Annotated in this window: 20 protein-coding genes; 9 read left to right on the forward strand and 11 right to left on the reverse strand. The window is 64.3% G+C overall.

What is annotated here, in order from left to right; all coding sequences use genetic code 11:
• Nucleotides 1-17: 17 nt before the first annotated feature.
• A complete protein-coding gene (locus tag E4P29_RS03615) occupies nucleotides 18-725 on the reverse strand; it encodes an enoyl-CoA hydratase-related protein (RefSeq protein WP_135042056.1) in 708 nt (235 codons plus the stop codon).
• A gap of 116 nt (nucleotides 726-841) precedes the next feature.
• On the opposite strand from E4P29_RS03615, the gene E4P29_RS03620 reads away from it, so the two are divergent.
• Entirely contained in the window at nucleotides 842-1,111 is a 270-nt protein-coding gene (locus E4P29_RS03620; RefSeq protein WP_027497643.1) for a Rho termination factor N-terminal domain-containing protein, read from the forward strand.
• Between the two features lie 2 nt (nucleotides 1,112-1,113).
• Here E4P29_RS03620 and E4P29_RS03625 read toward each other — a convergent pair whose 3' ends face one another.
• Both E4P29_RS03625 and E4P29_RS03630 read right to left on the reverse strand, forming a co-directional pair.
• The gene (locus tag E4P29_RS03625) at nucleotides 1,114-1,602 is read right to left on the reverse strand and encodes an SRPBCC domain-containing protein (protein WP_135042058.1); all 489 of its coding nucleotides are present in this window, start codon (nucleotides 1,600-1,602) and stop codon (nucleotides 1,114-1,116) included.
• A gap of 48 nt (nucleotides 1,603-1,650) precedes the next feature.
• Nucleotides 1,651-3,339 carry a nitroreductase family deazaflavin-dependent oxidoreductase gene (locus E4P29_RS03630; protein WP_135042060.1) on the reverse strand — a complete coding sequence of 563 codons (1,689 nt, stop codon included), beginning with the start codon at nucleotides 3,337-3,339 and terminating at the stop codon, nucleotides 1,651-1,653.
• Nucleotides 3,340-3,451: 112 nt separating this feature from the next.
• Between E4P29_RS03630 and E4P29_RS03635 the strand changes: the two genes are divergently transcribed.
• Together E4P29_RS03635 and E4P29_RS03640 are read left to right on the forward strand one after the other, a co-directional pair.
• Nucleotides 3,452-4,048, forward strand: coding sequence for a TetR/AcrR family transcriptional regulator (locus tag E4P29_RS03635; RefSeq protein ID WP_245154146.1), 597 nt, complete (start codon nucleotides 3,452-3,454; stop codon nucleotides 4,046-4,048).
• A gap of 77 nt (nucleotides 4,049-4,125) precedes the next feature.
• Nucleotides 4,126-5,748: an MFS transporter gene (locus E4P29_RS03640; protein WP_135042062.1), complete on the forward strand. Its 1,623-nt coding sequence runs from the start codon at nucleotides 4,126-4,128 to the stop codon at nucleotides 5,746-5,748.
• Here E4P29_RS03640 and E4P29_RS03645 read toward each other — a convergent pair.
• The 3 genes from E4P29_RS03645 to E4P29_RS03655 all read right to left on the reverse strand — a co-directional run bounded on the left by E4P29_RS03645 (nucleotide 5,741) and on the right by E4P29_RS03655 (nucleotide 8,250).
• The gene (locus tag E4P29_RS03645; protein WP_135042064.1) at nucleotides 5,741-6,637 is read right to left on the reverse strand and encodes an SDR family oxidoreductase; all 897 of its coding nucleotides are present in this window, start codon (nucleotides 6,635-6,637) and stop codon (nucleotides 5,741-5,743) included. The genes E4P29_RS03640 and E4P29_RS03645 overlap by 8 nt on opposite strands.
• 144 nt (nucleotides 6,638-6,781) lie before the next feature.
• The gene (locus tag E4P29_RS03650) at nucleotides 6,782-7,135 is read right to left on the reverse strand and encodes an STAS domain-containing protein (RefSeq protein WP_135042066.1); all 354 of its coding nucleotides are present in this window, start codon (nucleotides 7,133-7,135) and stop codon (nucleotides 6,782-6,784) included.
• Nucleotides 7,136-7,320: 185 nt separating this feature from the next.
• Nucleotides 7,321-8,250: an aldo/keto reductase gene (locus tag E4P29_RS03655; RefSeq protein WP_135042068.1), complete on the reverse strand. Its 930-nt coding sequence runs from the start codon at nucleotides 8,248-8,250 to the stop codon at nucleotides 7,321-7,323.
• Nucleotides 8,251-8,403: 153 nt separating this feature from the next.
• Between E4P29_RS03655 and E4P29_RS03660 the strand changes: the two genes are divergently transcribed.
• Genes E4P29_RS03660 through E4P29_RS03685 form a run of 6 tightly spaced genes read left to right on the forward strand, consistent with a single transcriptional unit; the run spans nucleotide 8,404 to nucleotide 15,661 of the window.
• Nucleotides 8,404-9,420 carry a LacI family DNA-binding transcriptional regulator gene (locus tag E4P29_RS03660; RefSeq protein WP_135042070.1) on the forward strand — a complete coding sequence of 339 codons (1,017 nt, stop codon included), beginning with the start codon at nucleotides 8,404-8,406 and terminating at the stop codon, nucleotides 9,418-9,420.
• Nucleotides 9,417-10,424 (forward strand): 2-hydroxyacid dehydrogenase, encoded by a 1,008-nt coding sequence (locus E4P29_RS03665; protein ID WP_135042072.1) that lies wholly within the window; start codon nucleotides 9,417-9,419, stop codon nucleotides 10,422-10,424. Before E4P29_RS03660 ends, E4P29_RS03665 begins: the two co-directional genes overlap by 4 nt.
• On the forward strand, nucleotides 10,421-11,638 hold the full coding sequence (gene manD / locus E4P29_RS03670) for a D-mannonate dehydratase ManD (protein ID WP_135042074.1): 1,218 nt from the start codon (nucleotides 10,421-10,423) through the stop codon (nucleotides 11,636-11,638). The genes E4P29_RS03665 and manD overlap by 4 nt, the downstream gene beginning before the upstream one ends.
• Before the next feature lie 4 nt (nucleotides 11,639-11,642).
• On the forward strand, nucleotides 11,643-13,160 hold the full coding sequence (locus tag E4P29_RS03675; RefSeq protein WP_135042076.1) for a mannitol dehydrogenase family protein: 1,518 nt from the start codon (nucleotides 11,643-11,645) through the stop codon (nucleotides 13,158-13,160).
• 52 nt (nucleotides 13,161-13,212) lie between these two features.
• Nucleotides 13,213-14,577, forward strand: a complete 1,365-nt coding sequence (locus tag E4P29_RS03680; RefSeq protein ID WP_135042078.1) for an MFS transporter — start codon at nucleotides 13,213-13,215, stop codon at nucleotides 14,575-14,577.
• A gap of 31 nt (nucleotides 14,578-14,608) precedes the next feature.
• On the forward strand, nucleotides 14,609-15,661 hold the full coding sequence (locus E4P29_RS03685) for a zinc-binding dehydrogenase (protein WP_135042080.1): 1,053 nt from the start codon (nucleotides 14,609-14,611) through the stop codon (nucleotides 15,659-15,661).
• Between the two features lie 7 nt (nucleotides 15,662-15,668).
• Here the strand turns inward: E4P29_RS03685 and E4P29_RS03690 are convergent, their stop codons facing one another.
• From E4P29_RS03690 to E4P29_RS03710, 5 genes are all read right to left on the reverse strand, one after another.
• The gene (locus tag E4P29_RS03690) at nucleotides 15,669-16,253 is read right to left on the reverse strand and encodes a giguanylate cyclase (RefSeq protein ID WP_135042082.1); all 585 of its coding nucleotides are present in this window, start codon (nucleotides 16,251-16,253) and stop codon (nucleotides 15,669-15,671) included.
• Nucleotides 16,254-16,346: 93 nt separating this feature from the next.
• Nucleotides 16,347-17,432, reverse strand: a complete 1,086-nt coding sequence (locus E4P29_RS03695; RefSeq protein WP_135042084.1) for a glycosyltransferase family 4 protein — start codon at nucleotides 17,430-17,432, stop codon at nucleotides 16,347-16,349.
• A gap of 39 nt (nucleotides 17,433-17,471) precedes the next feature.
• Nucleotides 17,472-18,737, reverse strand: a complete 1,266-nt coding sequence (locus tag E4P29_RS03700; protein ID WP_245154147.1) for a hypothetical protein — start codon at nucleotides 18,735-18,737, stop codon at nucleotides 17,472-17,474.
• A complete protein-coding gene (locus E4P29_RS03705; protein WP_135042086.1) occupies nucleotides 18,724-19,833 on the reverse strand; it encodes a glycosyltransferase in 1,110 nt (369 codons plus the stop codon). The genes E4P29_RS03700 and E4P29_RS03705 overlap by 14 nt, the downstream gene beginning before the upstream one ends.
• The gene (locus E4P29_RS03710) at nucleotides 19,823-21,088 is read right to left on the reverse strand and encodes a hypothetical protein (protein WP_245154148.1); all 1,266 of its coding nucleotides are present in this window, start codon (nucleotides 21,086-21,088) and stop codon (nucleotides 19,823-19,825) included. The genes E4P29_RS03705 and E4P29_RS03710 overlap by 11 nt, the downstream gene beginning before the upstream one ends.
• Nucleotides 21,089-21,124 lie beyond the last annotated feature (36 nt).

Here is a 21,124-nt window from a genome sequence, read left to right on the forward strand (position 1 = left end):
GGCAGCGGCAGCGAGAATCAGTTCGCGGCCCATTCCATTTCGTCCACACCGGCGACCGGGGTGGACAGCGAACGTATCTCGCTCGCGTACATCGTGCGCTTGATTTCGCCGAGTACGGGGCCGCGGGTCCCGATCAAATCCGTTGCCCGAGAGAGTGCGTCGTCACGCAGCCGTTCCTCGGTGGCCACAGCGTCCACCAAGCCGAGGGCGGCTGCGTCCACTCCTCCGTAGCGTCGGCCCGTGGTCAGTGCTTCGTGGAACGTGTGCGGGGCGAGCTTGGCTCGGACCATGTCGACTGTTCCCGGGCTGTAGGTTGCGCCGATGTTGACGCCAGGAAAGCACAGGAAGCCGCGATCGGAGCGCATGACGCGGTAGTCGTGTGCCATGACAAAAAATGCGGCACCGCCGTAGGTGTGCCCCTGCATGGCCGCCACCGTCTGCATCGGGAGGGTCAAGAACCGCACCAGCAGTTCCTGCACCGTTCCGATGAACCGGTTGATCTGGTCCAGGTTCTCGGCACCCCAGGACAGGTCGACTCCGGTGGAGAAGTACTTGCCGGTGGCCGTCGTGACCAGTGCAGTCGGGCCACTACTGGCTTCTACCTCGTCGAGCAGAGCGTTGACCTCGGCCACCCAATCCGGCCCCATCCGGTTCTCGGTGTCCTCCACGTCGCGAGTGCCGAGATTCAATACGAACACGTCCGCGACACGATCCAGGTATGGCATGTCCCGAAGGTACCCAGCTTTCGTTGTTCTACCCCACAGCGACAGAAGGCAAGTGTGTTTGCCGGCAGGTACACCGGGTAGTTGTATCAGTACAAACGATCGAACGGAGGACCAGCATGCCCACCAACGATGACCAGCCCCAGCTCAAGGACCAGGATCTGTACGAGAAGCTCCGTGACGAAGGAAACTCGAAGGAGAAGTCGGCGCGCATCTCGAATGCCGCGGCCAACGAGGGCAGGAAGAACGTAGGCAAGAAGGGCGGCGAGTCCGGATCGTACGAGGACTGGACCGTCGACGAATTGACCGATCGAGCGAAGGAGATCGGCCTGGAGGGCTACTCCAAGCTGAACAAGAAAGAGCTGATCGAGGCGCTACGCAATCACTGACGTCATTCCGGCCGCAGAGACGCGTAGTACTCCTGCTGTGCGGGGTAGTAGTCGTCGAAGCTCGGCAGCGGTGCGGCGTCCCGGGATGCGATCAGCATGTCCAGGTAGTACTCCCAGCCCGGACCTATGTCGCCGATGCCGTCCGTGCTGTCGAGGCCGTGGGTCAACACGACGAGTGTGTCGCGGCCCTTCTCGGCGAGCCTGACCTCGAGCGGCCAGCCGCCCTCGTCTGTCATACGGACGGCCAGTCGTTGGGGCGGCTCGCAGGCGTCGATCGCCATGTCGGCGACGGGTTCGCCGTCCTCGAAGATCATGGTGACGCGGATGCTGTCGTCCGTCACCCGTTCCCAGGGCCCGAACCATAACGCGGTCCGAGAGGATTCGGTGAGGCTGGCCCACACATTCTCTCGTGACGCGGCGACGGTTCGGCTCAGCTCGAGGGCGTAGCCGGTCTCGGTCTCGCGCAGCGTGCCCGTGGGTATCGGTGCCATCGGGTCATTATGCGTCGTGCGACGATCAACCGTCGAGCACTCATCCTGTCAATCGGTGAAATCGATCCGCACAGATATCGGGTCGGTCTGGAGGGCGCGAAAACCTGCGCCGATGAGCCGCCCGAACAGTGGGTTCGCGGAAAAGGAACGCGCTCGCGCACTGACGTCATCCTCGGGCGCGAACCTAGCTGTGCCCGCTCGCCAGCGATCGCCGACGCGAATCTTGATACGCGGCTCGTCGCCGATGTTGGCTCCCCAACCGGACCTGGTTCCGTGCTGGGAGATCACCCACGCTCCCGCCCGGTCGAACGACGCGGAGACCGGTACCTGTCGGCGCAGACCGGATCGACGGCCCACGGTCTCGATATCGGTGACCAGCGATGTTCTGACTCCGACGGACGCCAGCCCGTTCACGAGCGGGTTGGCGACGTGCTTTCCGATCCACCGCTCCCGGCGGAACTTCGCAGCTGCGGCGGACGCTGTCGTGGTGCCCCCGGCGCGCCGACTACGAAACGCGTCCCAGCCGTTGCGCTGCACCATTGCTATCGCTGTTCGCCAGGCGGGGCGTCCCGAATCGGGTTGCCCTCCATCGCCGAGAAGCTGCAGTTGGTCGGTGTGCCACTGCAGGTCCAGAGCGCCGTTGATCTGTTTGAAAGCACCAGCTTTCGACGGAACTCGCAACGCGACGCGCGGAGTCTCCACCTTGTCCAGGGAGCCTTCGACCAGTGAACGGGCTACTGCCGGGGCAAGAGCAGTCGGGCGACCGAGACCGACGACGTCGCATTCTCCCGATCGCACGGCCGCACTCATCACCGAGCGGGTGCGGAAACCACCGGTCACTGCAAGCGGAACGCTCCCGGCTGCGTCGCGCACCGTGCGGGCGTATTCCAGGAAGTAGGCTTCGCGATCGCGAGTGCTGGAGGTGCCCATCATCGCGGGTGATTCGTAACTGCCACCGCTGATTTCGATCAGATCGATTGATTCCTCGACGAGATGTTCGACGGTGATACGAGATTCCTCCTCGCTGAACCCGCCGCGCTGGAAGTCTGCAGAATTCAGTTTGATCCCCACTGCGAAGCCGGGGGACACGGCCGCTCTGATGGCGCGCACGACGTGAAGAACGAATCGCATCCTGCCGTCGAGGTCTCCGCCCCACGCGTCCTCGCGTCGGTTCGACAGGGGTGAGAGAAACTGGGATACCAGGTATCCGTGGGCACCGTGGAGTTGCACTCCATCGAAGCCGGCCGCCTCCGCTACCGACGCGGCCCGGGCGAACCTGTCGATGATGTCTCGAATCTCGTTCTCGCTCAACGCACGCGGTGTCGGTAGCCCGGGAACGCCGGACGCGATGGCAGACGGCGCGACCGGTGTGGCACGGGTGACGATCGGATTGGCCTGCCTGCCAGGATGATTGAGCTGCACCCAGATGGGGACGCCACCGTCGGAGGTCGATTTCGCCCAGCGTGCCAGCGCATCGTGGTCGCGGTCGTCTTCGATGACGACGTTGCCGGGTTCGCCCAGGTGAGATCGGTCGACCATCACGTTGCCGGTCACCACCAGTCCGTAGCCACCCGCGCCCCAACGGCGGTACAGCGTTTCGAGCCGGTTATCGGGTGCGTGCTCGGCAGTTCCCAAGCCCTCGCTCAAGGCCGCTTTCATCACGCGGTTCGGAAGGGTGTGCCCGCAGGGGAGTGGGAGTGGGGTGCTCAGTTCGACGACGTCGGTCTCAGTGGGCATGGCGTGACTCCGGTTCGGGGATAGCGTGACGGGATATGATTGCCGTCATAGTCATTCGAGACTGTAGATGTAACTCGGTATCACGTCAATGACGTGATCGAAAGGGCGATGGATGGCGAATCGAAGCAGTGCCCGCGAGGACATGCTGCGCAGTGCGGCGCAGTTGTTTCGGCAGCGCGGAGTCGAAGCGACTTCGTTGGCCGACGTCATCGAGCATGCAGGTGCGCCGAGAGGGTCGATCTATCACCACTTTCCTCGGGGCAAGCCTCAACTGGTCGAGGAGGCCACGCGAACGGCCGGTGCGTCGATGGGAGCCATGATCTCCGAGGGGTTGGCCCAGGCCGGGCCGGCGGCCACAGTGCGCTCGATCATCGAGGGTTTTCGCAGTGAGCTGTCGAGCAGCGATTTCGTGTCCGGCTGCCCCATTGCTCCCGCCGCACTCGAGGGTGCGAATGCACCCGGTGCCGTCACCGCGGCCGGTGAGTCGTTCTCGTCGTGGGAAGACACGATTGCCGCATCGCTCTGGCAACGGGGGTTGACGAGAGAGCGGGCGCAGGCGCTCGCGACGTTCTCCATATCGGCGATCGAAGGTGCGCTGATCGTGGCGAAAGCGCAGCGATCGACTACCGCGCTGGATCGGACCGAGGGGGAGTTGTCGGCTCTGCTCGACACGGTTCTGGATGCAGCGGGCGGGCAGAGTTCCCGATAGCGACTATTGCTATAACGCCGAGTTACAGTTACTTTCCTTCAGGAACTATGTCACCCGTCATAGCCGGAGGGGATCTCATGCCGTCACTCACCACTTCTCGACACCGCGTAGAGGGTACGAAGCTTCGCGGTCGTTACCTGGCTCTACTCGTCATCTGCGCTGCGGAGCTGCTCGTCGTACTGGACAACACCGTCGTCAACGTCGCCCTGCCGTCGATGGGGCTGCAACTGCGCGCCGACATCAGCGGCCTGCAGTGGGTGGTCGACGCCTACACGCTGACGTTCGCGGGATTGCTGCTCGCTTTCGGCCACCTCGGAGACCGTTACGGGCGCAAGAAGGTGATGATCATCGGCCTGGCGGGCATTGCGGTGATGTCGGTCGGCGGCGCTGTCGCCGCCGACCTGGGGCAGGTCGTCGCCGCCCGCGCCGCGATGGGAGTCTGTGCGGCGGCGGTCTTCCCGGCCACGTTGGCTCTCATCATCAATGTCTTCACCGACGCCAAAGAACGAGCGCTGGCCATCGCAGCGTGGACGGCGATGGCAGGTTTCGCCATCGCCATCGGCCCGACAGCGGGCGGCTTTCTGCTCGAGCACTTCTCGTGGCATTCGGTGTTCTGGATCAATGTCCCGGTTGCTCTGCTCGTTCTGGTGGCCGCACTGGCCTGCGTCCCGGAGTCGAGAGCCGAACATGTGGGCAAGTACGACCCACTTGGAATCGTGCTGTCGTTGACGGGCATCACGGTCGTGGTGTGGGCGATCATCGAAGCGCCGCACAACGGTTGGTTGTCACCGGCGAGCATCGGAGGCTACATCGCCGGATGTGTCGCGCTTGCCGCGTTCGTATGGTGGGAGTTGCGAACACCGTCTCCGGTACTCGACCTGAACCTGTTCCGCGTCAGACGATTCTCACTGCCCGCCTTGGCCATTGCAGTGGCGTACTTCAGTATGTTCGGCTTCCTGTTCATGATCACCCAGTACTTTCAGGGTGTCATGGAGTTGACGCCGTTGCAGTTCGGCGTTCATTCACTGCCGTTCGCGGTCTCCATCGCAATCGGCGCACCCCTGGCCACGCTGATAGCGCAGCGCATCGGAACGACAGCCGTCATCGTCTTCGGACTCGTCGTGATGAGCATCGGCATGTTCATTGCGGGCCAGGTGGAGGTCGAGACCCCGTATCTGGGACCGGTCGTCGTCTCGATGATCTTGATGGGCCTCGGGTTGGCGATCGTGCAAGGCCCGGCCACCGAATCGATCATGTCGTCGGTGACGCTCGACGAAGCAGGTGCGGGCTCGGCGGTCAACGACACCACCCGCGAGGTGGGTGGAACTCTCGGCGTCGCGGTGCTGGGTTCGATCGTCGCATCGATCTACACCACAAATGTGGGCCCCAGGATCGACGCCATTCCCGACGCAATCATGGAGCCCTACCAGAAGGCCTTCGCCCGCGAGACCGTCGTCAGCGTCATCGAAATAGTCAAGGCGCCGACCAACCCGATCTTCGCGACGCAGAAGGCGGAGCTCGTATACGCGATGAAGGCCGCGTCTCTGGAGGGATTTCAGCTGGCGTCGTTCGTCACCGTCGGGGCCGCCATGGCATGTGCGATCTCTGTGGCGCTCTTTTTGCCATGGCGGCGACCCGAAGGAGACGGGGTGCTGCTGGCGTGGCGGGCGTCGAAGACCGTCGACACCGAGGTCAGTTGAACGGGGTGCCCCCGGTGACCGCAATGGTCTCGCCCGTGATGTAGCTGGACTCGTTCGAGGCCAAGAAGACGTAGGCCGGAGCCAACTCCGCGGGCTGGCCCGGGCGGCCCAACGGAACCGTCTCGCCGAACTCGCCGTACTTCTCGGCAGGCATGGTCGCAGGAATCAGGGGAGTCCAAATGGGTCCGGGCGCAACGGCATTGACTCGAATGCCACGGCCGGCGAGGTCGCCGGCCAGTCCCTTGGTGAATGCGACAATGCCCGCCTTGGTGGTGGCGTAGTCCAGCAACTCCGGCGACGGATTCGACGCCTGAATCGAGGTGGTGTTGATGATGGTAGAGCCCGCACTCATGACGGCAGCGGCGCGCTTCGATATCCAGAACAAGGCGTACAAGTTGGTCTTGAGCACACGGTCGAACTGGTCGGTGGTGATATCGGCGATGCCGCCCATCTGGGCCATCTGGAACGCGGCATTGTTGACGACGATGTCGAGGCCTCCGAGAACCTCCACGGCAGTGTCGACCAATGTGGTGCACTGCGTTTCGTCGGTGAGGTCGCAGGCGATCGCTCGGCCCGACCGTCCAGCGGCTTCGATCAGGTCGACGGTCGTTTGGGCATCGGGGCCCTCGGATTCGAGATGAGCAATGACGACATCGGCACCTTCTCGCGCGAATGCCAGCGCCACAGCTCGTCCGATCCCGGAATCACCACCGGTGATCAACGCTTTTCGGCCGTGCAACCGATCCGAACCCCGGTACGACTTCTCGCCGTGATCCGGTGCGGTGACCATATCGCGAGTCAATCCCGGGTGATCGAGTTCAGGCTGGTCGGCCCGATCGGGCAGGGAGAAAGCGGTGGTGGGGTCGCTCTTGGTGAACTGGTCGGACATTGTCGATCCTTGCCTCGTGTGAAGAGGACTCATTGCGGCAAAACGAAAGCCGCCCCAGTTCTCGAGACGATTCACGGTCGTTACCGACTGGAGTCGCTGTCCGTCCGAGGTTTGCCGGTTGTATCGGCACGCAAACCTCGCGACTCAGCGCGCGGAGGGATCTTCCCCGATGAAGCTCGCACCCACCGCATCGAGCACCCGGCGCGCCGGCCGGGTAGGAGCGAAGACCTCGACGCGTCCGTCGGAACGTTCGACAGCATCGACGATCACGCTCGCGGCACCCGAGTACATGAAGTCCACCGCCGACAAGTCCAGCAGCACAACCGCATTGCCCCGTAGAGCGCCGTCGAGAGCGGCCACCAAATCTGCTCGTGCACTCATGTCCAGCTCGCCGACGGCGCGAACTACGGTCAGATCGGGGGAGTAGGACTCGATCCCGATCGAGTGGCGTCGATCGGGGACGGTGGAGCGAACATCGGTGAAATCGGAAACAGTCACGGTGCGAACCTCTCAGTTCGGGTGGCCTATCGAACCGGCGTGCGGGGAGTGGAACCCGAGGGCTGCAGGTTCCGGTGCGCGCTGTCCCGTAATCCTGGCAGCGGAACATCACCGAACCGAGCCTGCAACATCACGGATTCGTCGCTACTTGGTAACGGCAAGGTAACGCAGCCTGATGCCCGGCATCATGGCAATGTGTGACCCGCTGCGCGGAACAAGCCGTACCATTCCGCCCTGGTCAGGCGGATATCCGACCCCGCAGCAGCTTCCGCGATCCGATCCGGTGTGGTGGTCCCCAGGACCACCTGGATGTCGGCCGGGTGGCGGGTGATCCACGCGACCGCTATCGCGGCCGGTGTCGTGTCGTATCGGCCGGCAATGTCGTCGAGCACATCGTTGAGGGCAGGGTAATTCTCGCGATCTCCGACGAACACACCCGACGAGGTCCCGCTCTGCAGGGGCGACCACGCTTGCACGGTGATGCCGCGTGCCCTCGCGTAGTCGAGCAACCCGTTGTCACGATCCACCGACTGGTCCAGCGCACCGATGTTGGCGGTCAGGCCCGCAGCGATCAGCGGCGAATGGACGACGCTCAACTGCACTTGATCGAACAGAAGTGGTTGTGTGACGGCTGTTTTCAGCAATTCGATCTGGCCGGGGGTGTGATTGGAGACGCCGAAACCGAGCACCTTGCCCGACGTGTGCAGTGTGTCGAATGCCGCCGCGACCTCGTCGGGCTCGACCAGGCTGTCCGGTCGATGCAGCAGCAGGGTGTCGAGATGGTCGACGCCGAGAGCCGAGAGCGATCCCTCGACGGTCGACACGATGTGGTCTTCGGAGAAGTCGAAATAACCGTCGCGAATGCCGACCTTGCTCTGAATGCTGACGCGCTCACGCTGCGACGGAGTGAGCGTCACCGCTTGTCCGAAACGCTCTTCGCACCCGTGGGGTCTGCCGCCGTAGATATCGGCGTGATCGAAGACGGTGACTCCCACGTCCAGGGCGGTGTCGACCAACCTGCGGATCCTGTCGTCGTCCAGGTCGAGGATGCGCATGAACCCGAGGACGATGCTCGACACCGTTGTGCCGGTCTGGGGGTGCGAAAAGGTGCGCAAGGTGAATCTCCCTCTTTATGGACGTGGTCGCAGTCGAGTGTGTCAAACCGCAGCCCCAGTACGCCCGAGCCTCTGTTGTGCAAACCATTGACAATATTGCGCAACCTCTGTCATCGTTGTGCCCGGCATCACAAAGAACCCAGGAGGTGAACCGTGGCACCTACGCTCACGCAGGTTGCACAACGAGCAGGTGTGTCGCTGTCGACGGCATCGCGCGCCTTCAGCAACCCCGATCGAATCGGGGCGGACACGTTGGCTCGGATCATCGCCGTCGCCGACCAGATCGGCTACGTCGCGGCCTCGGGGCGGTCCGCCGACACTCGGGTCTCGGCAACGACAGTCGCAGTGGTGGTACCCGACATCGGCCACACCGTCTTCGCCAGCTTCGTCAAGTCTGCGCAAGCGCAGGGCTGGCATCGCAGACAGACCATCGTCCTCACCGACACCGACGGAAGCGCAGACCGTGAGCGTGAAGTGATCGGTGACCTGCAGGGCCGAGTCGACGCTTTGATCGTCTGCGCTCCACGACTCCCGGCCGAGGACATCGTGCAGCTGGCGGGCGACACACCGCTGGTGCTCGTCAACCGATCCTCCAGCGAATGTGATTGCGTCGTTGCCGATTCCGAGGACGGGATTCGGCAGGCCGTCGACTACCTCGCTGCACTCGGTCACACGCATCTCGCATACGTCCAGGGATCACCGCAATCGTGGTCCAACGAGCGACGCGTCGACGCCGTCGAACAGTTCTGTGCGGCGCGAGGAATCGTGCTCGATGTACTGGGCTGGCAGCAGGAAACCTTGGCCGGCGGCCATGCTGCAGCTGCCAGCGTCGTCGCGACGGGTGCCACCGCCGTCATGACCCACAACGACCCCATGGCCATCGGCGTCATGAACGGGGTGCGGTCCATGGGCCTGGCAGTACCGGAGGACCTCAGCGTCATCGGCATCGACGATTCGCCCCTGGCCGAACTCGCGCATCCCGCTCTGACGAGTATCAACGTTCCGATGGGCCGTGCAGGCCTCGTGTCGTCCGACCTGGTGTTCCAACGGGCAGCCGAACCGGAGTCGTCGCCCAGAACTATCCACCTGCCTACCCAACTCGTGGTTCGCGGCTCATCGGGTCCCGCCCGGATTCGCACTCTCGCACCAGGAAAGGACGACTCGAAATGAAGGTCGTCATCGCAGATTCCAACCTCCTACCGCATCGTGGCCGCTTCGAGAGCCGCGTCGCCTCCGATGTCGAGCTGTCGTGGCACGAGACGTTCGACCTCGATGCACTCGTCACGGACATCGCCGATGCGACCGTGTACGTCGGCGGCAAGTTCCCGGCCGTACTGGCCGAGGCGGCACCCGACCTGCAGCTGGTTCACGTTGCGGGGGCAGGCACGGACGGCGTTTCCTTCGACGACCTGAGCGCTCGGACATTGGTGGCCAACACTTTTCACCACGAGCGCTCGATTGCCGAATACGTCGTAGCCACCGCAGTTGTGCTCCGGCGCGGATTTCTCGGCCAGGACCGCCTCATGCGGGAGGATCGGTGGGCGTCACCGGTGTACGACAGGACGCTTCGGCAGTCGACTTCGCTGGGTTCGGCAACGGTGGGATTCGTCGGCTTCGGTCATATCGGTGCACAGACGTGGCAGTTGCTGCGGGCCTTCGGGTGCCGGGGCATCGCGGTCACAGGAAGCGGATCGGTGAACGCTGCCGAGAACGGATTGGCCTGGGCCGCATCGACCGATCGTCTGTCCGACCTGATGACCGAAGCAGATGTCGTCGTGGTGTCCGCACCACTGAACGAGCGCACCACCGGCATGATCGGCGACACCGAACTCGCAGCTCTCGGACCGGACGGCGTGCTGATCAACGTCGGGCGCGGCCCCCTCGTGCAGCAGGATGCACTGTTCGACGCGCTGTCCGCCGGATCGCTCGGCAGTGCCGCCATCGACGTCTGGTACGACTACCCGTCGGCCGACGGCACCGGTGCCCCCTCTCGTCATCCGTTCCACACACTGCCCAACATCCTGATGACACCCCATTCGTCCGGCATCACACGCGAAACCTTCGAGGGTCGGGTCGACGACATCACGGCCAACATCGGTCGACTCGCCGCGGGCGAACCGTTGACCGATGTCGTTGCGGGAGAGAACTTCACGGAGAAAGCAGAGCGCTCGTGACCGACAAGATCGTCGCTGCGGACGTCATCGTCTGCAGCCCTACGCGCAACTACGTCACACTCAAAGTGACCACTGCAGACGGCGTCGTCGGCTACGGCGACGCGACCTTGAACGGCAGGGAACTCGCGGTGGCGTCGTACCTACGAGATCATGTTGCGCCACTTCTCATCGGCCGAGATCCCGCACGCATCGAGGACACCTGGCAATACCTCTACCGCGGTGTCTACTGGCGCCGTGGGCCGGTGACGATGGCCGCGATCGGTGCCGTCGACCTCGCCCTGTGGGACATCAAGGGTAAATCCCTCGGACAACCCGTCTACCAGCTGCTCGGTGGAGCCGTCCGCGACCGCATTCTCTCGTACACCCACGCCACCGGCTGGGACACGTCGGAACTGATCGATTCCGTCGATCGTCGTCGAGCACAGGGTTTTCGCGCCGTGCGGGCCCAATCGGGTGTTCCCGGCCTGGAGTCCGTGTACGGAGTACACCGAGGCGTGCAGGGATACGAACCCGCAGGTCGTGGTGCCTTTCCCGTCGAAGAAGTCTGGGATACCGATGCGTACCTCAATCACGTTCCCGGGGTACTCGCAGCGGTGCGTGAACACGTGGGATCCGAGCTCAAGTTGTTGCACGACGCGCACCACCGGCTGACACCGCAACAGGCTGCGCGACTGGGCAAGTCGCTCGAGGACGTCGATCTGTTCTGGCTCGAGGACGTCACCACCGCCGAGGACCAGAGCGCCCTGCGGCTGGTGCGTCACCACACCACGACCCCGCTCGCGATCGGTGAAGTGTTCAACACCATCTGGGACTGCCAGCAATTGATCTCCGAGAAGCTGATCGATTTCATTCGGGTGGCCATCGCCCATGCCGGCGGTATCAGTCATGTCCGAAAGATCTTCTCGCTGGCCGAGGTACACCAGGTTCGCTGCGGACCGCACGGGCCCTCGGACGTCTCGCCGATCACCCTCGCCGCGAGCGTGCACCTCGGAATGGCCACCCCGAATTTCGGCATTCAGGAATTCATGGGCTACGACCCACTGGTCGACGAGGTGTTCCCACACGCGTGGTCGTTCGCGGACGGCTACCTGACCCCCGGTGACGCCCCCGGCCTCGGCGTCGACATGGACGAGTCGTTGGCGGCGCGGTACCCGTACGAGCCCGCGTATCTCCCGGTCGCTCGTCGCCTCGACGGCTCGATGACGGACTGGTGACGAGATGAGCGAATCCAGACTGTCTCGTTCGGCGCTCGCTCGCTCGGGGGCCGCCCCAGCACGACCGACCGGCACCGGGATCGTCCATCTGGGGCTGGGAAACTTTCATCGCGCACACCAGGCCGTGTACACCGCTGCGGCATCGGCGCAGGACGGCGGCTCGTGGGGGATTCTGGGCGTAGCGAACAGATCTCGCACGATCGTCGATGCCATGCTCGCTCAGGAACTCCTCTACGGCGTCGTCGAGATCTCGCCGTCGGGTTCGAAGGTGAGCGTCCCCGCAGCACACACGGGAGCAATGGTTGCCGCTGACGACCCCGCCGCCGTCGTACGGGCCATCGCGGACGAGGACGTCCGAATCGTGACGATCACCGTCACCGAGCTGGGCTACACGCTGTCGTCCCGGACGGGCGCTCTCGACCTCGAATCGACTGCAGTGCAACAGGACTTGCAGCGGCCGGATACGCCGACGACCACGGTGGGGCAGCTCGCGAGGGCTCTGGCGATGCGGGCGCGAACGCACGGGGCTCCGATCACCGTGGCCAGCTGCGACAACCTGCTGGGGAACGGTGATCGCACCGCAGCACTCGTGCGTCAATTCTTGGACCGATGCGGTGCGGACGACGTGCTCGAGTGGCTGGCGGCGGCGGTGACGTTCCCCAACTCCATGGTCGATCGCATCGTTCCCTCCAGCAGTGCGTTCTACGACGCCGAGTCCACTGCCGAGCTGGGCGCTGTGGACACCATTGCAGTGCCGGCGGAGCCGTTCACCATGTGGGTGATGGAGGACAAGTTCGCCGCAGGACGTCCGAGCTGGGAGGCCGGCGGTGCCGTGTTCGCCGAGGACGTCGAACCGTACGAACTGATGAAGGTTCGACTGCTCAACGGAACTCATTCTCTCATTTCCTATCTCGGCGCACTCGACGGTCGCGCGACAATTCCGGACTCGATCGGTCGCCCGTTCGTGGAGGCCGCAGCTCGCGCAGTGTTGGTCGACGAATACCTCCCGACCGTGCCCGTTCCGGACGGGGTGGATATCGACGACTACATCGCCCAGCTGTTCGTGCGGTGGTCCAACTCCGCTCTGGGCCACAAGACCGCGCAGGTCGGTTCGGACGGATCGGCGAAGCTTGCGCAGAGGATCCCGGTCCCAGCGCTGCATCACCTGCGAAACGGCGTTGTACCGCAACACCTTTCCTTGACCGTGGCTGCGTATCTCTGCTGCGTGTGCCCGCCCGACGGTTTCGACCCGGGCCCGCATGCGCATGCGATGGCCGACCCTGCACGTGCGCGTTTGGCAGGACTTGCCGCTTCGGCAGCGTCCAGTGAGGATTTCGTCCGCTCGGTTCTCGAACGCGGCGACATACTCCCCATCGAGTTGGCGCAGTTTCCCGAATTCATCACACGCACTGCGGAATTGGTGGATACTGTTGTTCGTCACGGTCCGATGGCCGCAGCCGTCGAAGCGGCGAGTTCTTCGCTCCGCCCCGTCGTCACGGCATCCCGGACCACACTCGACTGACTCATTCTCCTTCCTTCGTTCGGCCGAGGCCGAAACTCACCCGAGGACAACCATGGACACGACTACAGAACCGGCCGATTCTCCCAGAATTGCTCCAGCCCAACATGATCCGTCCGCCGTACGACGCGCAGCGTGGGCCGGCCTCATCGGAACCACACTCGAGCAGTACGACTTCGTCATCTACGGCACCGCGTCCGCACTGATCTTCAACAAGTTGTTCTTTCCGAACATCTCGCCGGCGGCCGGCATCATCGCCAGCTTCAGCGCCTACGCCGTCGGCTTCCTCGCCCGGCCGCTCGGTGGACTGTTCTTCTCCCGCTACGGTGACCGGCTCGGCCGCAAATGGGTGCTGGTCGCCACGCTGATACTGATGGGCGGCGCGACCATGGCCATCGGTTTGCTGCCGACGTTCGAGCAGGTGGGGCTACTGGCCCCGGTGCTGCTGGTCCTGTGCCGATTTTTCCAAGGCTTCGGCGCTGGTGCCGAACAATCAGGTGGCGCAACGCTTCTGACGGAGACGGCCGCGATCGGAAAGCGCGGCAGATTGGCGGCCCTGGTCATGACCGGCGCGGCGCTCGGCACCGCCCTCGGAGCCATCGCCTGGATCCTCGCCCAGTTGCTCCCCGACGATCAGCTCATGTCCTGGGGCTGGAGGATGGTGTTTCTCAGCAGCATCCTGGTCACCGTGGCTGCGTTCATCATCAGGCGCAAGCTCAACGAGTCACCGGTGTTCCAGGAACTGAAGGCGGCCCAGGAGCGGCCCAAGGCCCCGGTGAAGGAAGTGTTCACCAACGGCAAGCGACCGCTGTTCATCGTCATGTTCATGACCGTCGGTATCAGCGCTCAGTCCTACACGTACCAGGTGTTCATGGCCTCGTACATGAAGAACGACATCGGCGTCGATCCCACTTTCATACCCAAGGTTCTGCTCATCGGCGCAATATGCGGCGGCATCGCGGCCTGGGGCTTCGGATGGCTGTCGGACAAGGTGGGTCGTAAGCCCGTGTACATCGGTATCGTCAGCCTTCTCGTGATTCTCCCGGTTCCCACGTTCATGGCTCTGAGCACCGGTTCGCACGTACTGATCACCCTGGTGATGATCATCGGATTCATCCTGGCGTGCCAGGGGGCCGTCGGTGTCACGATGAGCTACTTCCCGGAAATCTTCGGGGCTCGATACCGCTACGCCGGAGTCACTCTCGGCCGCGAGTTCGCGTCCGTCTTCGGCGGCGGAATCGCTCCTCTGCTGTGTGCGGCACTGATCACCGCGTTCTCCGGATCCTGGGTCCCGGTGGCGGTCTACATGATGATCATGGCCGTATCGGTGCTCGTCGCCGCATCCTTCGCGCCGGAAACTCGGGACCGCGATCTGACCGATCCGGCCAACGCAACCGATCCGGTGCTCGACCGGGTCTGACCTGCCCACCTCGAACGGAACGGACGACACGATGACCACCGAACCGAATGCGTTACCCGACAGAACAGTTGCCCTGATCGCTTACGGCACCGATGACATCCGCGTCGAATCAGTGGCAGTGCCCGAGCCCTCGTCGGACGAGGCCATCGTCGCAATTGCCTACGGCGGAATCTGCGGCTCCGATCTGCATTACTGGAAGCACGGGGCGGCAGGACAATCGGTGCTGAAGGCACCGATGCGATTGGGACACGAGGCGTCGGGCACCGTGATTCGCCGCGCAGGAGACGGAACCGGCCCCGGTGAAGGCACCCCGGTCACCGTCCATCCGGCGACTCCCGCCGCCACCGGCGCGAAGTATCCGGTCGATCGTCCGAACCTGTCTCCCGGATGCCGCTACATGGGAAGCGCCGCGCGGGTACCGCACGACGACGGTCTGTTCATCGGTCACGTCGCCGTCCCGACACGAATGCTCAGAGTGTTGCCGGACGGTCTGGATCTGAGAATTGCCGCGTTGGCCGAGCCGGCGAGCGTCGCGTGGCATGCCGTCGAGCGCGCTGGGGCGGTGTCCGACAAGACGGTTCTCGTAGTCGGGACCGGTCCGATCGGTGCCCTGATCGTGGCGGTCGCTCGCCGAGCCGGTGCAGCGCGGATCGTCGCGGTGGACCTCGAGGACTACGCCCTCGACGTGACGCGTCGACTCGGAGCGCATCGAACGATCGACGCCCGCGACGGCGCGGCAGTCGCGGCGGTCGAGGCCGATGTGACGTTCGAGTGTTCGGGCAATCACCGCGGTCTGGCGTCGGCAATCGACGGCACGGCTCGCGGTGGTCGGGTCGTCATGGTCGGGTTACCGGCGGCGGGGCTTCAGCCCGTGCCACTGTCGTTGGCGATCACCCGGGAGATCGACCTCATCGGCTCGTTCCGGTTCAACAGCGAGATGGACGACGTGATCCGAGCTCTGGCCGACGGTTCACTCGATGTGGCACCGGTCATCACCGCGGAGTATCCGGTGGCAGACGCCCTCGACGCGTTCGCACTCGCTGCCGATGCATCCCGGTCGAGCAAAGTCCTGTTGGCGTTCTGACGGGCTACTACTCGAACTCGGTTCGTATCGATTGCGTCGTGAGCTGCAGCATCAGCACGAAGCCGGTCAGCGTCACCACGATCGGGGCCCACAGCACCACCGCCACGAAGGTGTCCACATCGCGTTCCAACACTATGTACACCGCGACTATCGATGTTCCCAACAGGCACAGTGCGATGTGAGCAGCCAACCGCCATTTGTCGAAGAAGAACCCCGCCAACATTCCCATCGGGATCAAGAAGGTGCATTTGCCGAGAGTGACTTCAGGCGCGAAGTTCGCGGTGATGGTGGCTCCGAAGATCGACAAGTCGGCGATCACGACGAAGGCGAATGCTTGCCCGAGCGTCGGCCACGGACCGAACCACCAGAACGCCCCCATGATGTATGCGGCGATCATGCACGTCCACTGCACGATCGAGGGGATGGGAGTGGTCGCGCCGTATCCGAATGCCAGCTCGAGGGTGACCACGACGGCCATGGCCAGGGCAGCGGCAGAGACGATCCGCTTGACGAGGGTCGTGACAGCGAGCGACGTCATCACGCCCACACCCCATTGGTAATGCTCGTTGGACCTCGTCAGTGCGCGAGTCACAGTGCCCCCTCGTTCCAATCGGGACTCGATTGAAACACAGTCGCACCGGTCGACGTTCGGCTTCACCGACTTCTGGTCGACAGAGCGGCGCGATCAGCTGGTCAGTTGGTGCAGCAGCTCCGGCAGTGTCTCGCTGATGTCGTGCCTGCTGGCCACCCGATAGCGGGCAGCTTCTCCGAGCAGTCGCCGTCGATCTGTGTCGTCGACGACCGCAGATACGGCGGCGGCGAGAGCAGTGGAGTTGCCGGGCTCGACGAGAATCCCAGCACCGTCGGCGAGAAATTCGTGCGTGCCACCGTGATCGGTTCCGATCACCGGCAAACCGTGCGACATCGCTTCCAAGACCGACAACGGACCTGCCTCGGGAGAAGTACTGGCCGACACGACGACGTCCCACCGGCGGAGTGCGGACTCGGCGTCGGTGTGCCCGAGGAATTCGACACGTCCGGCAAGATCCGGTTCCGCGGCGCGTGCGCGGAGTTCGTCGACGTATTCGCGGTCTCCGGGAAAGCTTCCTCCCGCCAACTCGACTCGGACGTCGGGGAGCATGGCGACGGCGTCGAGCAGCACGCGGTGCCCCTTCCACGGCGTCAACAACGCCAGCATGCCGACCACCGGCGGAGAGTGCAGCGCACCGCCGAACCGTGGAACCGGCCACGGCACGCCGTTGTGTGACACCACCACGGGGAGGCCGGCCTTACGAAGAGGTTCTGCGGTGGCCTCGGACACCGACACCGCAACGCGAACGGCCGGCCGGGCGAACCGGACCACCACGCGCTGCTTCAGAGAGGTCATCGTGTCGTGTACGAGCCACGACGCCCCGTGAGCGGGCCGCGCAAACCGCGCCACCGGAAGCGCGAACAGCGAGTTCACGACCGTGGCGGTGCCCGGTGCGCGGGCTATCGCGCGCACCGCGCGGGCCGCCCCGACCCATCGCGCGACCATCCTGATTGCCGCGATACCGCGTGCGGCACCACGTTGCCCACCCAGTCCGAGCTCGTCGATACGGACGTGCCGTGTCGTGGCTGGGAGACGATCTGCCAATGGGCCTGCGGGACAGGCGATCACGGTGGCGTGACCGCGACGTGTGGCCTCGTCGATCAAATCCAGCAGCACCTTCTCGGCACCGGACACCTGGCCGGTGTGCGCGAGGAAGAGAACTGTCGATTCGTCGGTCATGTGTCGGCCCGTCTGTGCGGCAAAGCTGGTTCTGGCAGATCAGTACGCATCGCGGAGCAGTGCCACTGGGTCTTCACACATTCTCCGTAGCGCTGCATCGATGACGGCCACATCGACCATCTTGCTGCAGAAGGAGGCCGTGTAGGTACGCCCACCGGCGATCTCGGCGATGAGCATCGTGCACCCGTCCGGGCCGTCCGGTTCGAGCGACGCGGCCATTTGTGGGGGCCTGCCGTCGTCGGCCCAATCGAGGTGGTCGAACACCCGCACTTTCCCGAGGTCGCTCACGGCCAACCGCAAGGTCTCGGGAACCTCGACGACCGAGCTCTCGTCCTGCGGCTGTTCCGAACGTCGGATGCGTGACGCCACATCGCGAAGATGTGACATGCCCAGTACTGCTATGGGCCAACCGGATTCGATCACCTCACGCATTGTCGCGGTGATTCGGACGGGTGTCGTGTTCGCAGGAAGATGCAGGGGAATACCGACGGCAAAGTTCCCGTGCGCGCCTTGTTGGGCTGGATCGAGGTAGCGTCGGCTGTTGAACAGCACCATGATGTGATCGTCGACGTCGACGGATTCTGCTCGTAGCGCAGCACTCCACAGAGCAATCGAGATCGACGCAGCGGTCGCTCCGGGCAGGTTCTCGGCCGTCCATTTCTTGAGTTCGTCGACGTCGGCTTTGCTCATGTACCCGGCCCGGCTGACCTTTCCGGCCTCCCAGTTCTCGATTCGGCGACGGGGACCGGACCCGCCGTTCGGTGCCGGCCGGTGTCGAGCACGCAGTGACCAGAAGTCCGCCAGCGTTCTCGGGTGTCGCGAGTAGTGACGCCACAGAGCTTTCCACGTCGTGCTCGGCGGTAAGCCTGCGGCAAGTCCGGGAACCAGTGATCCGTCGGCATCGTCGCAGAATGCCGCCAACATCAGGACGCCGATCTGGCCGTCCCCGATTCCGTGCGAATAGTCGATGGCGAGGTGGTCGTCGAACACGACCACCTCGAGTGGACCGCGTGCACCCTGTCGCGACCGGATGTCGGTGAGCATCTGCCCCAGGTCTTCGGTGTCGCTGGTGCTCGAGGTGACATTGTCGCCGGCGATGTTGCTGCGGTATCGCCACCGTCGGGCATTGGAACGTGGTTCCAGCGCGATGTGCGGTGCCGCATCGACATGTTCGGCGGCAGTGAGCGTTCGACGCGTCCGCTCGATGTCGAGGCCGCGGACGGGACCGACCGCAGTGACTATGCGGGTGTCGGCGAAGACGCGATCCAGTGCGGTCGAGCGATAACTACGCTCAGCGGACGGCATCGACGACCTCCTGCATTCGGCTGCGGAAGTTGGCCCGCGAGAAGCCTTCCGCCCATCTACGAATGGCGGCGCGATCGTAGTCGGCTGGATCGAACGAGCGCATGGCCTCGGCGAACCCGGCGACGACGGCCTCGTCGGATCCCGGCTGAACATGCAGGCCGGTCTCACCGGGGATCACCGAGTCCACTGCACCGCCGTCTCCGAGTGCGATGACCGGTGTTCCGGTGGCCATGGACTCGACGGGGACAATGCCGAAATCTTCCACTCCGGGCATCAGCAGGGCACGCGTCGTTCGGTGCAGTTCGAGGAGCTTCTCATGCGAAACCCGTCCCAGGAAGGTCGTTTTGGGCCCGGCCAGTTCCCGGCAAGCGTTCATCGCGCGGCCGTCTCCCGCCACCACGAGAGGGACGTCGGCCTCGGCGGCAGCGCGCACCGCGATGTCCGGCCGCTTGTAGGGGACCAGTCGGCCGGCGAGCAGGAAGAAATTCTCACGCTCGATCGACGGATCCGGGGTGAAGCCGTCGGTATCGACCGGAGGGTGGACCACCACGGCGTCGTCTCGGCCCCACCAGTCTTCGATGCGCTGAGCTACTGCCGTCGAATTGGCTACCACGGTCGTCAGTTTCGGCGCGGCGGCGATCTCGCATCGACGGGCAACGGCGGACAGCGCCGTCAGTATCGCCGCTCCGGCTCTGCCGCCGCCTTCACCTGCGCGCAGTTCGGGGTCCCAGGCCCACCGTGCGGGGCTGTGCACGTAGGCGATCACCGGGGAGTCGGTGGCGAACACGGCCTGTGTGGCAAAGGCGTGGTGGCTCACCACGACGGCGTCGAATCCGTGCAGCGGCATGCGGCGAAAGGCCAACGGCATCAGCGGAAGGACGGGTGCGTACGACCGTTGGCCCAATGCGTTGTACACCCGATTGAGGGCGGACGTGTGCGGCGCGCGGCTGATTCCGGACGGAACCCCGGACGGGCGGGAAATGGGCGCGAACACTTCGGCTGCAGGCCAGTGCAAGGCCAGCTGTTCGATGACGTGTTCGGATCCGGCGATCTCGGTGAATCTTTCGTGTACGACGGCAATTCTGTCAGCTGGCATGGCGTTGGCCTTCCGGCGCGATCGTCTTCGCGGTCTGTTCTGCTCGTCGGGTCGAGTTCTTGTTCTGCAATACCAGGTGTACGGGAATGTCGAAGTCGTCGAGCCGTCGCAGCGCCGCAGTTGCCGCCTTCTTGTCCCGTCCCCGTTTCGATACCAGCATCACGACGGTCTCGACGTCACCCACGTCGGTGTACTGCCACCACTGTTCCGACAAGCCGAATTCAGCGGTGGCGCGATGGTGGCCGGTTGTCGGTCCCTGGCCGTGAGTCGACTCGAAGATTGCACCTTCGCCGACCAGGACGAGAATCACGCTGTCGCCCTTGGGCACAGCATGTCGCGCACTTCTGGTCGTAGGTCGGTCGCTGCGCTCGAGGGCGGCGATCCGGGACGCAACGACGGGCGGTACCGCGTCGCCGGTTGCCGGGTCGAAGTGTGCACCGTGTTTCCGGGACACCCGACGAGCCCAGGAGCGTGACGGCTTGCGCCCCAGCCTTCCTCGCAGCAACACGATCAGTTCGGCCGCGACGATGAGCGCAGCGAGCGCCGCGACGAGTGCCTCCGAGACCGGTTTCGGTGAGACCGGAGTGGTGCTCTGCTCGGGCTTCGACAACACGACCAGTCGATCTCCGCTCGCAGCTGCCTGGAGTTCGCTCTGCTGGGTGCGTAGTTCGGCCAGTTCGGACAGTGCAGCGGGCCGACTCGGATCGTCGGCGGGGAGTGCGTTCACCCGTGCCTGCTGCGCGTCGACGGCGGACTGGCCCTCGGCCGTTCGCCCCTGGGAGTCGCGGATCGCGTTGGCGGAGGAGGTACTTGCCATCGTCGAGACCATCGCGTCGGCCAGATCTGCTGCGAGTTCGGGAGTTCGGGCCGTCACCGTCACGGTCAGCAGTGCGGGTGAGGTGCCAGGAGAGAGTTGGACGCTGGAGGCAAGTTGCGACGCGTCCATATCGGCGTCGACCTGTTCGAGGACCTGATCGAGAACGTCGCGATCGGTGGCCAGTTCGATGAACGGTGCGCGCATCTGCTCGATGAATGCGTCACCGGGAACGAGGGTTTGGGCAGGCTCGATCTCGGCGACGATCGACGCGGCGTACTGCTTGTCGGTGAGTTCGCTTCTGAGGTAGAACACGCCTGCACCGACCAACACTGCGACGATCACGGCGGGCAGCAACGCCCGGCCGAGTTCGCGCATGTGTCCTGCGAGGTCGATCGGTGGGGGCACGTCGCCCCGGTGTACGGCATCGTGGACGGACATCAACCGCGTACCCTTCCGTCGTCGATGCGAGCGGAT

The sequence above is a fragment of the Rhodococcus sp. 1R11 genome, assembly GCF_004563845.1.
In the GTDB taxonomy this organism is placed as follows: domain Bacteria; phylum Actinomycetota; class Actinomycetes; order Mycobacteriales; family Mycobacteriaceae; genus Rhodococcoides.

What these genes read in the sequence shown, in the direction of transcription:
- E4P29_RS03615 (WP_135042056.1), bottom strand. Translation starts at nt 725, where the DNA reads ATGCCATACCTGGATCGTGTCGCGGACGTGTTCGTATTGAATCTCGGC.
- E4P29_RS03620 (WP_027497643.1), top strand. Translation starts at nt 842, where the DNA reads ATGCCCACCAACGATGACCAGCCCCAGCTCAAGGACCAGGATCTGTAC.
- E4P29_RS03625 (WP_135042058.1), bottom strand. Translation starts at nt 1,602, where the DNA reads ATGGCACCGATACCCACGGGCACGCTGCGCGAGACCGAGACCGGCTAC.
- E4P29_RS03630 (WP_135042060.1), bottom strand. Translation starts at nt 3,339, where the DNA reads ATGCCCACTGAGACCGACGTCGTCGAACTGAGCACCCCACTCCCACTC.
- E4P29_RS03635 (WP_245154146.1), top strand. Translation starts at nt 3,452, where the DNA reads ATGGCGAATCGAAGCAGTGCCCGCGAGGACATGCTGCGCAGTGCGGCG.
- E4P29_RS03640 (WP_135042062.1), top strand. Translation starts at nt 4,126, where the DNA reads ATGCCGTCACTCACCACTTCTCGACACCGCGTAGAGGGTACGAAGCTT.
- E4P29_RS03645 (WP_135042064.1), bottom strand. Translation starts at nt 6,637, where the DNA reads ATGTCCGACCAGTTCACCAAGAGCGACCCCACCACCGCTTTCTCCCTG.
- E4P29_RS03665 (WP_135042072.1), top strand. Translation starts at nt 9,417, where the DNA reads ATGAAGGTCGTCATCGCAGATTCCAACCTCCTACCGCATCGTGGCCGC.
- E4P29_RS03675 (WP_135042076.1), top strand. Translation starts at nt 11,643, where the DNA reads ATGAGCGAATCCAGACTGTCTCGTTCGGCGCTCGCTCGCTCGGGGGCC.
- E4P29_RS03680 (WP_135042078.1), top strand. Translation starts at nt 13,213, where the DNA reads ATGGACACGACTACAGAACCGGCCGATTCTCCCAGAATTGCTCCAGCC.
- E4P29_RS03685 (WP_135042080.1), top strand. Translation starts at nt 14,609, where the DNA reads ATGACCACCGAACCGAATGCGTTACCCGACAGAACAGTTGCCCTGATC.
- E4P29_RS03695 (WP_135042084.1), bottom strand. Translation starts at nt 17,432, where the DNA reads ATGACCGACGAATCGACAGTTCTCTTCCTCGCGCACACCGGCCAGGTG.
- E4P29_RS03700 (WP_245154147.1), bottom strand. Translation starts at nt 18,737, where the DNA reads ATGCCGTCCGCTGAGCGTAGTTATCGCTCGACCGCACTGGATCGCGTC.
- E4P29_RS03705 (WP_135042086.1), bottom strand. Translation starts at nt 19,833, where the DNA reads ATGCCAGCTGACAGAATTGCCGTCGTACACGAAAGATTCACCGAGATC.
- E4P29_RS03710 (WP_245154148.1), bottom strand. Translation starts at nt 21,088, where the DNA reads ATGTCCGTCCACGATGCCGTACACCGGGGCGACGTGCCCCCACCGATC.